At 70.0% G+C, this 13,376-nt stretch carries 12 protein-coding genes, 1 tRNA gene, 1 pseudogene and 1 riboswitch; all 14 genes and pseudogenes read left to right on the forward strand.

All coding sequences use genetic code 11. The features are described from left to right. Positions 1–6: 6 nt before the first annotated feature. Positions 7–600 (forward strand): lipoprotein insertase outer membrane protein LolB, encoded by a 594-nt coding sequence (locus tag O9Y01_RS04150; protein WP_269630216.1) that lies wholly within the window; start codon positions 7–9, stop codon positions 598–600. 70 nt (positions 601–670) lie between these two features. Beyond that, a complete protein-coding gene (ispE, locus tag O9Y01_RS04155; protein WP_269630217.1) occupies positions 671–1,690 on the forward strand; it encodes a 4-(cytidine 5'-diphospho)-2-C-methyl-D-erythritol kinase in 1,020 nt (339 codons plus the stop codon). Between the two features lie 38 nt (positions 1,691–1,728). Beyond that, a tRNA-Gln gene (locus O9Y01_RS04160) sits at positions 1,729–1,805 on the forward strand. Between the two features lie 66 nt (positions 1,806–1,871). Then, complete coding sequence (locus O9Y01_RS04165; RefSeq protein WP_269630218.1) at positions 1,872–2,834, forward strand: ribose-phosphate pyrophosphokinase; 963 nt, start codon at positions 1,872–1,874, stop codon at positions 2,832–2,834. 136 nt (positions 2,835–2,970) lie between these two features. Beyond that, positions 2,971–3,594, forward strand: a complete 624-nt coding sequence (locus O9Y01_RS04170) for a 50S ribosomal protein L25/general stress protein Ctc (protein WP_269630219.1) — start codon at positions 2,971–2,973, stop codon at positions 3,592–3,594. A gap of 328 nt (positions 3,595–3,922) precedes the next feature. Further along, positions 3,923–4,300: a carboxymuconolactone decarboxylase family protein gene (locus O9Y01_RS04175; protein ID WP_269630220.1), complete on the forward strand. Its 378-nt coding sequence runs from the start codon at positions 3,923–3,925 to the stop codon at positions 4,298–4,300. A gap of 49 nt (positions 4,301–4,349) precedes the next feature. Next, positions 4,350–4,994, forward strand: a pseudogene (gene pth, locus O9Y01_RS04180) (aminoacyl-tRNA hydrolase); the annotation flags it as partial. Positions 4,995–5,324: 330 nt separating this feature from the next. Continuing rightward, entirely contained in the window at positions 5,325–5,867 is a 543-nt protein-coding gene (locus O9Y01_RS04185) for a hypothetical protein (RefSeq protein ID WP_269630221.1), read from the forward strand. Between the two features lie 385 nt (positions 5,868–6,252). Then, positions 6,253–6,488: riboswitch (cobalamin riboswitch) on the forward strand. 76 nt (positions 6,489–6,564) lie between these two features. Then, on the forward strand, positions 6,565–8,508 hold the full coding sequence (locus O9Y01_RS04190; protein WP_269630222.1) for a TonB-dependent receptor domain-containing protein: 1,944 nt from the start codon (positions 6,565–6,567) through the stop codon (positions 8,506–8,508). A 161-nt stretch (positions 8,509–8,669) separates the two neighbouring features. Next, a complete protein-coding gene (cobU, locus tag O9Y01_RS04195) occupies positions 8,670–9,233 on the forward strand; it encodes a bifunctional adenosylcobinamide kinase/adenosylcobinamide-phosphate guanylyltransferase (protein ID WP_269630223.1) in 564 nt (187 codons plus the stop codon). Position 9,234: 1 nt separating this feature from the next. After that, positions 9,235–10,182 carry an ABC transporter substrate-binding protein gene (locus tag O9Y01_RS04200; protein ID WP_269630224.1) on the forward strand — a complete coding sequence of 316 codons (948 nt, stop codon included), beginning with the start codon at positions 9,235–9,237 and terminating at the stop codon, positions 10,180–10,182. 14 nt (positions 10,183–10,196) lie between these two features. After that, a complete protein-coding gene (locus tag O9Y01_RS04205; RefSeq protein WP_269630225.1) occupies positions 10,197–11,189 on the forward strand; it encodes a FecCD family ABC transporter permease in 993 nt (330 codons plus the stop codon). Next, entirely contained in the window at positions 11,186–12,037 is an 852-nt protein-coding gene (locus tag O9Y01_RS04210) for an ABC transporter ATP-binding protein (RefSeq protein ID WP_269630226.1), read from the forward strand. The genes O9Y01_RS04205 and O9Y01_RS04210 overlap by 4 nt, the downstream gene beginning before the upstream one ends. A 26-nt stretch (positions 12,038–12,063) precedes the next feature. Beyond that, a complete protein-coding gene (locus tag O9Y01_RS04215; protein ID WP_269630227.1) occupies positions 12,064–13,365 on the forward strand; it encodes a cobyrinate a,c-diamide synthase in 1,302 nt (433 codons plus the stop codon). Positions 13,366–13,376 lie beyond the last annotated feature (11 nt).

Below are 13,376 nucleotides of genomic sequence, written 5' to 3' on the forward strand. Positions count from 1 at the left end.
GCCCTGATGCGTGCCTTGATGCGTGCCCTGCCCCCGGCGGCCTTCGCCGCCGTGCTGGTGTCGGCGCTGGGCGCCTGTGCTCACGGTCCGCGCCGCGCGGACATTGCACCGGCCCAGGCAAGACCTGACCCTGGCGCCGTACCGGCGCGCAGCTTCAGCGGCAAGCTCAGCGTGCAGGTGCCGGCGCAGCCGGGCCAGCGCGTCGCCCAGGGCGGCAGCGGCAGCTTCGAGCTGCTGGGCGATGCCGGCGAGGGGCAGCTGGAGTTGTCGACCCCCACCGGCTCGCTGCTGGCCCGCGTGCGCTGGAGCCCCACCAGCGTCAGCCTGGAGCAGCCCAGGGAGCAGCGCAGCTTTGACAGCCTGGATGCGCTGACCCTGGAGCTGCTGGGCGAAGCGGTGCCCGTGGCCGCCCTCTTCGACTGGCTGCGCGGCCGCCCCTGGGCCGGCGCCGCCACGGCGACGCTGCCGGCGCCTGCGCAGGGCTTCGAGCAACTGGGCTGGCGGGTAGAGACCGACCGCCTGGCCGAGGGCCTGCTCGTCGCCCAGCAGCAGGGCGGACGCGCCGCCACGTTGCGGGTGAGACTGGCTCGCGAAGACTGATCGCTGATCGGCGAGCCGGCATACTGCTCGCCTGGCGGCCTCCTTGTCCGCCCCTTCTGCTCCCGACCCCATGCAAGCGCTCTACGACGTCCCGGCCCCGGCCAAGCTCAACCTCTTCCTCCATGTGGTGGGCAAGCGGCCGGATGGCTATCACCTGCTGGAATCGGTCTTCGCCCTGGTGGACTGGGCCGACACCCTGCATTTCGAGCGGCGCGGCGATGGCCTGCTGCAACGCCACGACCGCGGTGACGCCCTGCCCGCAGACGATCTGTGCCTGCGCGCCGCCCGCCTGCTGCAGGCCGAGAGCGGCTGCACGCTGGGCGCGGACATCCACATCGAGAAGCGCCTGCCCAGCGGCGCCGGCATGGGCGGCGGCTCCTCAGATGCCGCATCCACCCTGCTGGCGCTGAACCGGCTGTGGGGCCTGCACTGGCCGCTGTCGCGCCTGCTGCCCCTGGGACTGAAGCTGGGCGCCGACGTGCCCTTCTTCCTGGGCGGACGCAACGCCTTCGTGCAGGGCATCGGTGAAGACCTGACCCCCATCGAACTGCCGGAGCAGACCTTCGCCATCGTCAAGCCCGACGTCAGCATCCCGACCAAGGATATTTTTTCGAGCCCCCTCTTGCAGCGCTCCGAAAGTCTGGCTATAGTTGCGGTCTTTCCTGAGCACGGCAGCAAAATTAGCACCGAGCCAAGTGAGAGCAGCAGAACAGATGTTGCCGACACTTCGCAAAATGCAAAAAATTCTGCTTCGCGAGTGGAACTGAACGCTGAAAGTTGTGCTAGAATCGCAGGCTTTCTGGAAATCGAAAAAAATTCCTCGCAGGAAACAAATTCCTCGCGGAATGATTTGCAGAAACCCGCTGAGCAGTACAGCAGTCAAGTGACGCAGGCCCTCGCTCTGCTCGAATCGAGATTCGGCAACAGCCGGATGACAGGTTCAGGCAGCGCAGTGTTCGCTACTGTTCAAGGGAAAGATGGCATGTCGAACCAGCCCATGGCGACATTACCGGAGCTGCCTCCGGGATGGGTTGGCAAGGTGTGCCGCAGTCTGGTCCAGCACCCGCTTCGCGGATGGGCTGAAGACTGAAGAGTACAAGGGTGCTGCAGCTCTGCAGTGTCCTGTGTAGGGGAGTCGCCAAGTTGGTTAAGGCATCGGATTTTGATTCCGACATGCGAGGGTTCGAGTCCTTCCTCCCCTGCCAAATTTCATTGCTTACCTCCCGGACCCGCTGGGTAGGCCACGGGGCCATTGACTCAAAGGATGGCCTGTGCTGCTGAATACCGTCCTCTTCACCGGCAACGCAAACCCGGTGCTCTCCCAAGAAATCGCCACCCATCTGGGTCTGGAACTCGGCAAGGCTTCGGTCGGCCGTTTCTCTGATGGCGAAGTCGCGGTCGAGATCCAGCAAAACGTCCGCGCCCGCGACGTCTTCGTGGTCCAGCCCACCTGCGCCCCCACGAACGACAACCTGATGGAACTGCTGGTGATGGTCGACGCGCTCAAGCGCGCCAGCGCCCGCCGCATCACCGCCGTCATTCCCTACTTCGGCTATGCCCGCCAGGACCGCCGTCCGCGTTCCACCCGCGTGCCCATCTCGGCCAAGGTCGTGGCCAATCTGCTGGAGACCGTGGGCGTCGAGCGCGTGCTGACCATGGACCTGCACGCCGACCAGATCCAGGGCTTCTTCGACATCCCCGTCGACAACATCTACGCCAGCCCCGTGCTGCTGTCGGACCTCAAGGCCCGCAACTACAGCAACCTGGTGGTGGTGAGCCCGGACGTCGGCGGCGTGGTCCGCGCCCGCGCCCTGGCCAAGCAGCTGGGCTGCGACCTGGCCATCATCGACAAGCGCCGCCCCGCCGCCAACGTCTCCGAGGTGATGCACGTCATCGGTGACATCGACGGCCGCAACTGCGTGATCATGGACGACATGATCGACACCGCAGGCACCCTGGTGAAGGCCGCCGAGGTGCTGAAGGACCGTGGCGCCAAGCGCGTGTTCGCCTACTGCACCCACCCCATCCTGTCCGGCCCGGCCATCGATCGCATCACGACCTCGGCCCTGGACGAAGTGATCATCACCAACACCATCCCGCTGTCGGAAGCCGCCAAGGCCTGCGGCAAGATCCGCCAGCTGTCGGTCGCCTTCCTGTTCGCCGAGACCATCCGTCGCATCTCCGACGGCGAATCGGTGACCTCGCTGTTCTCCGAGCAGAACAACAATTTCTGATCTGAAGCCGGGCGCTCCTCGCAAGGGAGCGCCCGCTTGTTTGTGACCGGCCCGTCGGGCCGGTTTTTGTCAGCGACCTTCGGGTCGCATCCACGGGTGCCTGGTCGCGGGCATCCATCCATTCTTGGAGAAACCTATGAAATTCGTCGCTTTTGAGCGCAAGCTGCAGGGGACCGGAGCGAGCCGCCGCCTGCGTATCGCTGGCAAGGTGCCTGGCATCGTCTACGGCGCTGGCGAACCCGCCACCATCGAGCTGGACCACAACGCCCTGTATCACGCCCTGAAGAAGGAAGCGTTCCACAGCTCCATCCTCGAGATGGAACTGAACGGCACCGTGACCAAGGTCCTGCTGCGTGACTTCCAGATGCACCCCTACAAGCCGCAAGTCCAGCACATCGACTTCCAGCGCGTGGATGCCACCACCAAGATCTCCAAGAAGGTGCCCCTGCACTTCGTGGGCGAAGCCGAGTCCCCGGCCGTCAAGACCGACAAGTGCACGGTCAACCACGTGATCACCCAGCTGGAGATCAACTGCCTGGCCGAACAGCTGCCCGAGTTCATCGAAGTGGACCTGAGCAAGCTGACCCTGGGCCACTCGGTGCACGTGAACGACCTGGTCGTGGCTTCCCACGTCAAGATCGTGACCCACGGCAAGCCGAACCCCGTGGTCGCCACCGCCGTGCCCCCGGTCGTGGAAGAGATCGTCGTGGCTGCCGCTCCGGCCGCCGACGACAAGAAGGGCAAGAAGGGCAAGAAGTAATTCTTCGCCGCCTTGCGCAAGAAGCCCCGCCCTGGCGGGGCTTTTTTTCGTCTGTACGGCCCGGCTGCGCTGGGTGGTGTGCCGCCCATCGCACGGCCGCCCTGACATCCTGAATCCTTGGTGGCCCCGGCAGGCCTCTGGCGTCTGAGCGCCGGCATGTCGCCGGCGTCCAAGCCAAGGAGCTTTCCATGTTCTTCCTTCCGGCGCTGGGCCCCCAGCATGCCCGTGTCAATGACCCGTTCGGTACACGGGGTCAGGTCTTGTCCTGCAGTGGCGGCATCGCCGAACATCGGCGTCAGCACACGCATTCGCAACAGGGAGACCTCCGATGAGCTCGAGCTACCAGACCCCCGAAGACCTGCTGCTGGCCCGCCAGCTCGCCGAGAAGGTGCCCCTGGAGTCGCAGGCCTGGCTGGCCTTCGACCATGCCGTCTTCCGCGAGGGCGGCCGCATCGGCGCGAAGGAGCGCGAATGGATCGCCCTGGGCGTGGCCCTCGCCACGCAGTGCGCCTACTGCATCGACGTGCACGTGCGCGGCGCGCGGCGCCAGGGCAGCACGGCCGAGGAGCTGGCCGAGGTGGCCGCCGTGGCCGCGGCCGTCAAGGGAGGGGCCACCCTCGCACACGGCCTCATGGCGCTGCGCCTGCACGAGTCCCTCGGCGCGCCTGCCGCTGCCGCTGCCGCAGGCGCGGCACCGCAGGCCTGAGCAGCTCTGCGGATGCGGGGCGGACATCGGGGCTGGGATAATCAGCCCCATGATTCGACTCTTTGTCGGCCTGGGCAACCCAGGCCCTGAATACGAGGACACCCGCCACAACGCCGGCTTCTGGTGGATAGACCAGCTGGCCCGGCGCCTGGGTGGCAGCCTGCAGCTCGACAAGAGCTACTACGGCATGGTGGCCCGCATCAACAACGCCCCCGGTGCCAGCGGCCCCATCTGGCTGCTGCAGCCGCTCACCTACATGAACCTCTCGGGCAAGTCGGTGGCGGCGCTGGCGCGCTTCTTCAAGATCACGCCCGAGGAGATCCTGGCCATCCACGACGAGCTGGACCTTCCCCCCGGCGAGATGAAGATGAAGCAGGGCGGCGGCACCGGCGGCCACAACGGCCTCAAGGACATGCAGGCCCAGCTGGGCTCGGGCAATTTCTGGCGCCTGCGCCTGGGCATCGGCCATCCAGGCCACAAGGGCGAGGTGGCCGCCTATGTGCTGCGCAAGCCGCCGGTCGATGAGCGCATCGGCGTCGAGCAATGCATTGCCAAGAGCCTGGACGCCGTGGAGCTCATGCTCAAGGGCGACATGGCCAAGGCCCTGGCCCAGATCCATGCCAAGCCGCCCCGGCCCAAGCCACCGCGCCCCGCCCCCGCCGAGGGCGCTCCCGCTGGGGCCGGCGCACCGACGGTGCCGGGCGGCCCGGTGCCAAGGGCCGCGGCGTCATCGGCAGCCGTGGCAGGCCCGCAGTCAAGCCCGCAGCCAGGCCCACAGCCGAGTTCCCCCACCGCTTCGGCGGCACCTTCGCTGGCCACAGCACTGCCAGCTTCGCCCGCAACGTCTTCCCAGGCCGCGCCGGCTGGCACGCAGGCGCCAGCCGCAGGAGCCGCCCCCCGCACCGCCCCGTCACCGGCCAAGGCGGCGGGGGCGTTGTCCTCCGCCTTGTCCTCCGCCCTGGCTTCGGCCCTGGGCAGGAACAAGACCTGACCCCGCTGGCCGGGGCCGCGCACCATGCCGACGATGCCGCCCCGCGCGATCCAGGCCCTGCTGCTCGGCGCACTGGCTTTGGCCCCCCTCGCAGCGCTGAGCCAGGCTGGCCCCGGGCAGCTCACCCTCTACCGGTGCGGCACGCAGGGGCGCGAGCTGCGCAACACGCCCTGCCCTCAGGAGCCCGGCGCCAGCCAGGTGCTGCACTACGACCCTGACGATGCGCAGGCCGCGGCGGCCGCGCAGGAGCGGATCCGCCGGGAAGGCCTGCTGATCGAGCGGCAGGCCCGCGAACGCGAAGCACGCGACCGTGCCGAGCGCCGCGCCGTGGAGCGGGCAGACCCAGGAGTGTCGATGGGGCCCAAGGCCCAGCCCCTGAGCGCAGCCACAGCGGCTCCGGCACCGCCAGCCCCGCAGCGCCGGGCCGGGGCCCGCCACGGCAGGCCGCCAGGCAAGACGGCCAACAAGGCGCCCAACCAGACGCAGCACAAGCCGCAGCACAAGCCGGAGCCGCCGCCACCACCGCAAAAGGGCGTCGAGCCGGCACCGCAAGGCCCTGCCGCGCAAACGCCCTAGCGTCCTGCGCGGCCCGAGGCCACTGCGGCGGGCGGGCGGGCGGGCGGGCGGGCGGGCAGGCAGGCAGGCAGGCGGGCAGGCGGGCAGGCGGGCAGGCGGGCAGGCAGACCGGCGGGCGTGCGGGCCCATGCCTAGGCCCATCGCCCGGGCGCTGCCCACGCGCATGCCCACGGCATGCGCCATGCACCCCCTTCACCGCGCTTCGTCACCCCTGCCCGGGTCACATGCCGGCCCCTGCGCCTCTACCGTCGCCGGCGCTCCCGAGTGCTCCCGGGGCCGCCCGCCGCGAAGGTCCCACCCAAGGCTTGACGGCGCCCGGCCCGTGGCGCCGGGGCGGCTTGAGCCCGGTCAAGCCACGCTGTCAGCGATCACTCGGCCAGCCTGGACTAGAATGCGCGCTGTTGGTGCTCGCCCCGACCCATCGGTCAGGGCAGTTAAACGGGAATCAGAAAGGAACGCCTCCACGAGGCCGCCCCAACCTGAGCTGTCCCCGCAACGGTAAGCGGACAAGGCTGCAAGGCCTTCAGTCGCTGCACATGAATCCACTGGTGCCCCGGCACTGGGAAGGATGCAGCGACGCGATCCGCCAGCCCGGATACCGGCCAACGGGTGAGGTGACTGCGCAAGCAGCGCCTCGTTTTCACAGGAGCCTGCGGGGAAGCTGGCACCTGGACCGCCTCGTAGTCCCGTTTTTCTCATGTCCGCTTCCTTCTTGCGTGCTGCACGCCAGCCTTCGCCTGCGCGCCTGCCTGCCTCCGTCCGTCCCTCCTCCACCTTGAGCATGATCGCGCTGGGCTTGCTGGCCCTGTCGGCACAAGCCCAGGCACAGGAAACGCCCAACAAGCTGGGCCAGGTCCAGGTCACCGCCACCCGCTCCAAGCTGGACTTGAGCCAGGTGCTGGCCGACGTCACCGTGCTGACCCGCGCCGACATCGAGCGCCAGGGCTTCGGCAATCTGGTGGACCTGCTGGGTCGCCAGTCTTGCGTCGAGCTCGTGCGCAACGGCAACCCCGGTACCAACACCAGCCTCTTCCTGCGCGGCGCCAACACCCAGCACACCCTGCTGCTGGTGGACGGCGTGCGCATGGACACGCAGTCCGGCTCCGGCGGCGCTGCCTGGGAAGCCATTCCCCTGGCCCAGATCGAGCGCGTGGAGATCGTCCGCGGCGCGGCCAGCAGCGTCTATGGCTCCGATGCCGTGGCGGGCGTGATCCAGGTCTTCACCCGCAAGGGCAAGCGCACGCCCACCGTCGAGATCGGCGCCGGCGTGGGCAGCCTGGGACTGGTCAAGGGCGACCTCAGCGTCAGCGGTGCCGCGGGCGCCCTGGACTACGCCCTGAGCCTGGCCCAGGAAGTGGCCGACGGCTTCAACATCCGCAAGGTCACCAACGATCCCGCCTACAGCCCCGACATCGACGGCTGGCGCACCCACAGCGTCAACGCCCGCCTGGGCTACCAGCTGGACGCCGGCCAGCGCCTGGAGCTGGTCAACACCTACAGCAGCCTGGACAGCGACTACGACGCCTCGGCCAAGCCCAAGGTCGGCGTGCGCGACCGCAATCTGCATGACACCCATGCCAGCCGCGCCCTGTGGAGCGCCCAGTGGAATGCGGACTGGCAGACCGAAGCCAGCATCGGCGACTCGCGCGAACGCTACGAGACGCTCAGCAACAACGCCTCCACCTACCTGACCGAGACCCAGGTCCGCCAGTACACCCTGGGCGGCACCGTCAAGCTCCCCGTGGGCCAGCTCAATGCCGTGCTGGAACGCCGCGAGGACAAGCTGATCAACTCCGGCCTGCTGCCCGCCACCGGCGGCCAGGTCAAGCGCCACCAGAATGCCGTGGCGGCCAGCTACCTCTACAGCAACAGCAGCATCGACGCTCAGCTGCACCTGCGCCATGACCAGGACAGCGCCTTCGGCGGCATCAACACCGGCACCGTGGCCGCGGGCTGGCGCTTCCTGCCGGGCCTGCGCGCCTGGGCCAGCGCCGGCACCGCCTTCCGCGCCCCCACGCTCTACCAGAGCTTCAGCGAGTACGGCCCCAAGCCCGGCGTGGCCGCCCTCAACCCCGAGCGCGGCCGCAACACCGAGCTGGGCCTCAACTGGAGCCAGGGCGACAGCGAGCTGGGCCTGACGGTCTACAACAACCGCATCCGCGAACTGATCTCCTGGGACAGCAGCTTCGCGGCGAACTGCGTCTCCACCTACGGCGGCTGCTACGGCAACCTGGCCAAGGTGCGCCTGCAGGGCGTGAGCCTGCAGGGCGAGACGATGGTCGCCGGCCTGCGCTTGCAGGGCTCCGTGGACTTCCAGAACCCGCGTGACCTGACCACCGACAAGCTGCTGGGCCGCCGCGCCAAGAAGCACGCCAGCCTGCGCCTGGAGAAGACGCTCAACCAGTGGTCCGGCGGCCTGCAGATCCAGGCCCACGGCAGCCGCTTCGACGACAACGCCAACACCAAGCCCCTGGGCGGCTACAGCCTGGTCAATCTGGACCTGAGCTATCGCGTGAACTCGCAAGTGCGCCTGCAGGCCAACATCGACAACGCCTTCAACAAGGACTACGAGACGGCCAAGGGCTATGCGCAGGCTCCGCGAACCTTCTTCATCGGCGTGCGCTTCACCCCCACGCTGTAAGGACTCTCCCTGGGCGCTTCGTGCGCCCACGAGGAGCCCGAGCCCGGCCGGAGGGCGCCCAGCGGGCCTCTTCCGCCTGGCGAAGAGCCGGGCCTCAGGGCCCACCGCGGGCGTCGCTCGGTGAACGGTGAAGGCAGATTGATGCGGAAAGGTCCACGAGCATGAGCACGCAGTCACACACACTCATCGTTGGCGGGCAGCGCAGCGGCAAGTCGCGGCAGGCCGAGCGCCTGGCGCTGGACTGGGCCCGCGAGCCGGGTCACAGCGTCTGCGTGATCGCCACGGCCGAGGCCCATGACGAGGAGATGCGCCAGCGCATCGCCCGCCACCAGGCCGAGCGTCCGGCGGGCTTTGCGACGGTGGAAGCCCCCCTGCATCTGGCCGAGGCCCTGCGCTCGGCGGCGGCACCGGGGCGGCTGCTGATCGTGGACTGCCTGACCCTGTGGCTCACCAACTGGCTGATGCCCATGGACGGCCAGCCCCGGCGCGAGGCCTGGCAGGCCGCCTGCGATGCGCTGCTGGCCACGCTGCCCACGCTGGCCTCGCCCGTGGTCTTCGTCTCCAACGAGGTGGGCTGGGGCGTGATGCCCCTGGGCCGCGAGGTGCGCGAGTACGCCGACGAGCTGGGCCGCCTGAACCAGGCCGTGGCACGCCGCTGCAAGCAGCTGACGATGATGGTGGCGGGCCAGCCCTGGACGCGCCCCGTCGAGAACCTGGAGTCCTGAGATGAGCAAGCCCATGGGCAAGACCCGACCCTTTGCTGCCGCGCTGCTGTGCCTGGCCGCGGCCCTGAACGGGCACGCCGCCGGCGCAGCGCCAGTGCAGATCAAGGATGACCGCGGCGTGGGCGTCACGCTGGCGGACGTGCCGCGGCGCATCGTCAGCCTGCTGCCTTCGCTGACCGAGTCCGTCTGCACGCTGGGCGAATGCGCGCGTCTGGTGGGGGTGGACCGCTACTCCAACCACCCCGCCTCCATCCAGTCCCTGCCCAAGCTGGGCGGCATAGATGACACCAGCATCGAGAGCATCGTCACCCTCAAGCCCGATGTGGTGCTGGTGGCCATCTCCTCGCGGCTGACCGACCGGCTGGAGGCGCTGGGCCTCAAGGTCATCGCGCTGGAGCCCAAGACCCATGCCGATGTGCAGCGCGTGCTGGGCAAGGTGGCCCTGCTGCTGGGCAAGCCGCAGGCCGGTGCCCAGGTCTGGCAGCGCATCGACGAAGGCATCAAGGAAGCCGCCGCCAGCCTGCCGTCGGCGGCCCGGCAGCTGAACGTCTATTACGAGGTGGACAGCGCGCCCTACGGCGCCGGCACCAGCTCCTTCATCGGCGAGACGCTCACCCGCCTGGGCGCCCGCAACATCATCCCCGCCGAGCTGGGCCCCTTCCCCAAGCTCAACCCGGAGTACGTGGTGCGCGCCAACCCGCAGGTGATCATGGTGGGCCAGCGCAGTGCGCCGGGGCTGCCACAGCGCCCCGGCTGGAACAGCATCCTGGCGGTGAAGAACCAGCGCATCTGCGTCTGGACGCCGGACGAGTCCGATGTGCTGGTGCGCCCCGGCCCCCGCATGGCCGAGGCCGCCGCGCTGATGGCCCGCTGCCTGCGCCAGGCCGCCGCCGGCCCGGTGCCGCTGCCCACCACGCCCTTCAACGCCCCGCCCGGCGGCATGCGCTGAGAGGGCTCCGCACCATGAAACCCTGGACCCTGCTGCTGCTGCTGGCAATGATCGCCACGGGCCTGTGCCTGGCCGGCGTGGCCGTGGGCAGCACCGGCTTCACCTTCGACATCCTCGCCAGCCAGGACGCCATGCAGGAGCAGATCCTGTGGCAGATCCGCTTCCCGCGCTCCATCGGCTCCCTGCTGGCCGGCGCGCTGCTGGGCCTGGGCGGCGCCATCGCGCAGGGCCTGTTCCGCAATCCGCTGGCCGACCCCTACCTGCTGGGCGCCTCGGCCGGCGCCTCGCTGGGCGTGGCCGCGCTGCTGGTGGCCATCGGCGTGAGCCCGGCGGCCGTGGCGCTGATGCTGCGCATCGGCCTCACCGGCACCGCCTTCATCGGCGCCCTGGCCGGCGTGAGCCTGACCCTGCTGCTGGCGCGCGGCGTCGAGCAGTCCATCCGCCTGCTGCTGGCCGGCGTGATCGTGGGCGTGGTGCTGTTCGCCCTCACCTCCCTGCTGACCCTGATGACGCCGGACATCATGCGCCCCATGCAGGCCTTCATGCTGGGCACCAGCGGCTTCCTGAGCTGGGCCTCGGTGTGGGTGCTGGCCCCGGCCCTGCTGCTGTGCCTGATGGGCGCCGTAGGGGCCAGCCGCGCACTGGACGCGCTGACCCTGGGCGAAGCCACCGCCCGCTCGCTGGGCGTGCGCCTGTCCCTGGTGCGCCTCTTCCTGATCGCGCTGCTGGCCCTGGCCACCGGCGCGGCCGTGGCCCAGGCCGGGCTGATCGCCTTCGTGGGCCTGGTGGCGCCGCACCTGGTGCGCAGCCGCGTGCTGTGCACCCATGGCTGGCTGCTGCTGCTCTCGGCCCTGGCCGGCGGCTGCCTGCTGCTGTCCGCCGACATCGTCGCCCGCTGGGTCATCGCCCCGCAGGAGCTGCCGGTGGGCGTCGTCACCTCCCTGCTGGGCGGAGCCTACCTGCTGGTGCTGATGCACCGCGGGCCCTTGTCGGAGAAAAGATCATGAGCCGAGGCCTTCACCTGCCCATGGCCTTCGAGGTCGACCTGGCGGGCCTGCAACTGCAGGGCCTGCCCGTGCTCAAGACCCTCTACACCGCGCTGCCGCGCCAGCGCTGGACGGCCATCGTGGGGCCCAACGGTGCCGGCAAGTCCACCCTGCTGCGCGCCATGGCGGCCCTGCTGCCCGCCCAGGGCCGCATCGACTTCCTGGATCGGCCCCTGGGTGACTGGGGACCCAAGGCCCGCGCCCGCAGCCTCTCCTGGCTGGGCCAGAACGAAAGCGGGGGCGATGATCTCAGCGCCTACGAGGTCGTGATGCTGGGCCGCCTGCCCCATCAGGCCTGGCTCTCCCCGCCCAGTGCCGAGGACCACGAGGCCGTGGCCCAGGCCATGCGCCAGACCCAGTGCTGGGACTGGCGCGAGCGCCGCCTGCAGCGCCTCTCCGGTGGCGAGCGCCAGCGCGTGCTGCTGGCCCGCGCCCTGGCCGTGCAGGCCGAGGTGCTGCTGATGGACGAGCCCCTGGCCCACCTGGACCCGCCCCACCAGGCCGACTGGCTGGACTGCGTGCGCCACCTCACCGCCCAGGGCCGCACCGTGATCAGCGTGCTGCACGAGCTCAACATCGCCCTGCAGGCCGACGAGCTGGTGGTGATGGCCGCCGGCCAGGTCCACCACCAGGGCGCCCCGGCCGATCCGGCCACGCACCGCGCCCTGCAGGCCGTCTTCGACGACCGTCTGCAGATCCTGCAGGTGCAGGGCCAGTGGCTGGCCCTGCCCTTCAGCCCCACGCCTGCCGCCCCGCCGCCGGCCGCGGGCGATCTCGCGCCCGTGCTGCCCCTGCGACGTCCTGCCTGACGCCTTCCTCGACACCGGGTCCGACCATGCCCTCCTGCCCCGCCCTCATGATCAGCGCCCCGGCCTCCGGCCAGGGCAAGACCAGCCTCACCGCCGCCATCGCCACCCAGGCCCGTCGCCGGGGCCGGCGGGTGCGCGTCTTCAAGACCGGCCCGGACTATCTGGACCCCATGATCCTGGAGCGCGCCAGTGGCGCGCCCGTCTATCAGCTGGACCTCTTCATGGGCGGCCTGGCGCATTGCCAGACCCTGCTGGCCCAGGCCGCCGCCGAGGCCGACCTGATCCTGGTGGAAGGCGTGATGGGGCTCTTCGACGGCGACCCGAGCAGCGCCGACCTCGCCGCCGCCTTCGGCCTGCCGGTGCTGGCGGTGCTCGATGCCTCGGCCATGGCCCAGACCTTTGCCGCCCTGGCCACCGGCCTGGCGCGCTACCGCAGCGACATCCGCGTGGCCGGCGTGGTGGCCAACCGCGTGGGCAGCGAATCGCATGCCCGCATGGTGGCCCAGGGCCTGCCGCAAGACCTGCCCCTCGTGGCCGCCCTGCGCCGCCAGCCCGAGCTGAGCCTGCCCGAGCGCCACCTGGGCCTGGTGCAGGCGCTGGAGCTGCCCGGGCTCGAAGCCCAGCTGCAGGCCTGGGCCGATGCCTGGGAAGCCGGCTGCGCGCTGGGCCAGGGCCTGGAGGCCGCGCTGGCGCCCGTCGATTTCCAGGCACCCGCCCGGGTCGACCATGGCCAGCCCCTGGCCGGCCGCCGCATCGCCATCGCCCGCGACGCCTGCTTCAGCTTCATCTACCCCGCCAACCTCGACTGCCTGCGCGAACTCGGTGCAGCGCTGTGTTTCTTCTCGCCCCTGGCCGGCGAGGACCTGCCCGACTGCGACGCCCTCTGGCTGCCCGGCGGCTATCCCGAGCTGCATGCCCAGGCCCTGGCCGCCCACCCCCGCTTCTTCGCTGACCTGCGCCGCCACCAGGCCGCGGGCAAGCCCCTGCTGGCCGAATGTGGCGGCCTGCTCGTGCTGCTGGAGCAGCTGGTCGATGCCGATGGCAAGACCTGGCCCCTGGCCGGCCTGCTGCCCGGCAGCGGCCACATGCAGGCCCGCCTCTCGGCCCTGGGCCTGCAGTCCATCACCTGGCCCGAGGGTGAGCTGCGCGGCCACAGCTTCCATTACTCCACGATGGAAACGCCGCTGCCCGCCATCGCCCAGGCCGCCAATCCCAATGGCGGCAAGACCCGCGAGCCGCTCTACCAGCAGGGCGCGATCCGGGCCAGCTACATACACCACTACTTCCATTCCAACCCGGCCGCCGTGGCGCAGTTCTTCCGCGCCTGAACCTTGAAGCT

This window comes from Pelomonas sp. BJYL3, assembly GCF_027257975.1.
Taxonomy (GTDB): Bacteria; Pseudomonadota; Gammaproteobacteria; order Burkholderiales; family Burkholderiaceae_C; genus Roseateles_B; species Roseateles_B flavus.

What these genes read in the sequence shown, in the direction of transcription:
- O9Y01_RS04150 (WP_269630216.1), top strand. Translation starts at nt 7, where the DNA reads ATGCGTGCCTTGATGCGTGCCCTGCCCCCGGCGGCCTTCGCCGCCGTG.
- ispE (WP_269630217.1), top strand. Translation starts at nt 671, where the DNA reads ATGCAAGCGCTCTACGACGTCCCGGCCCCGGCCAAGCTCAACCTCTTC.
- O9Y01_RS04170 (WP_269630219.1), top strand. Translation starts at nt 2,971, where the DNA reads ATGAAATTCGTCGCTTTTGAGCGCAAGCTGCAGGGGACCGGAGCGAGC.
- O9Y01_RS04175 (WP_269630220.1), top strand. Translation starts at nt 3,923, where the DNA reads ATGAGCTCGAGCTACCAGACCCCCGAAGACCTGCTGCTGGCCCGCCAG.
- O9Y01_RS04185 (WP_269630221.1), top strand. Translation starts at nt 5,325, where the DNA reads ATGCCGCCCCGCGCGATCCAGGCCCTGCTGCTCGGCGCACTGGCTTTG.
- O9Y01_RS04190 (WP_269630222.1), top strand. Translation starts at nt 6,565, where the DNA reads ATGTCCGCTTCCTTCTTGCGTGCTGCACGCCAGCCTTCGCCTGCGCGC.
- cobU (WP_269630223.1), top strand. Translation starts at nt 8,670, where the DNA reads ATGAGCACGCAGTCACACACACTCATCGTTGGCGGGCAGCGCAGCGGC.
- O9Y01_RS04200 (WP_269630224.1), top strand. Translation starts at nt 9,235, where the DNA reads ATGAGCAAGCCCATGGGCAAGACCCGACCCTTTGCTGCCGCGCTGCTG.
- O9Y01_RS04205 (WP_269630225.1), top strand. Translation starts at nt 10,197, where the DNA reads ATGAAACCCTGGACCCTGCTGCTGCTGCTGGCAATGATCGCCACGGGC.
- O9Y01_RS04210 (WP_269630226.1), top strand. Translation starts at nt 11,186, where the DNA reads ATGAGCCGAGGCCTTCACCTGCCCATGGCCTTCGAGGTCGACCTGGCG.
- O9Y01_RS04215 (WP_269630227.1), top strand. Translation starts at nt 12,064, where the DNA reads ATGCCCTCCTGCCCCGCCCTCATGATCAGCGCCCCGGCCTCCGGCCAG.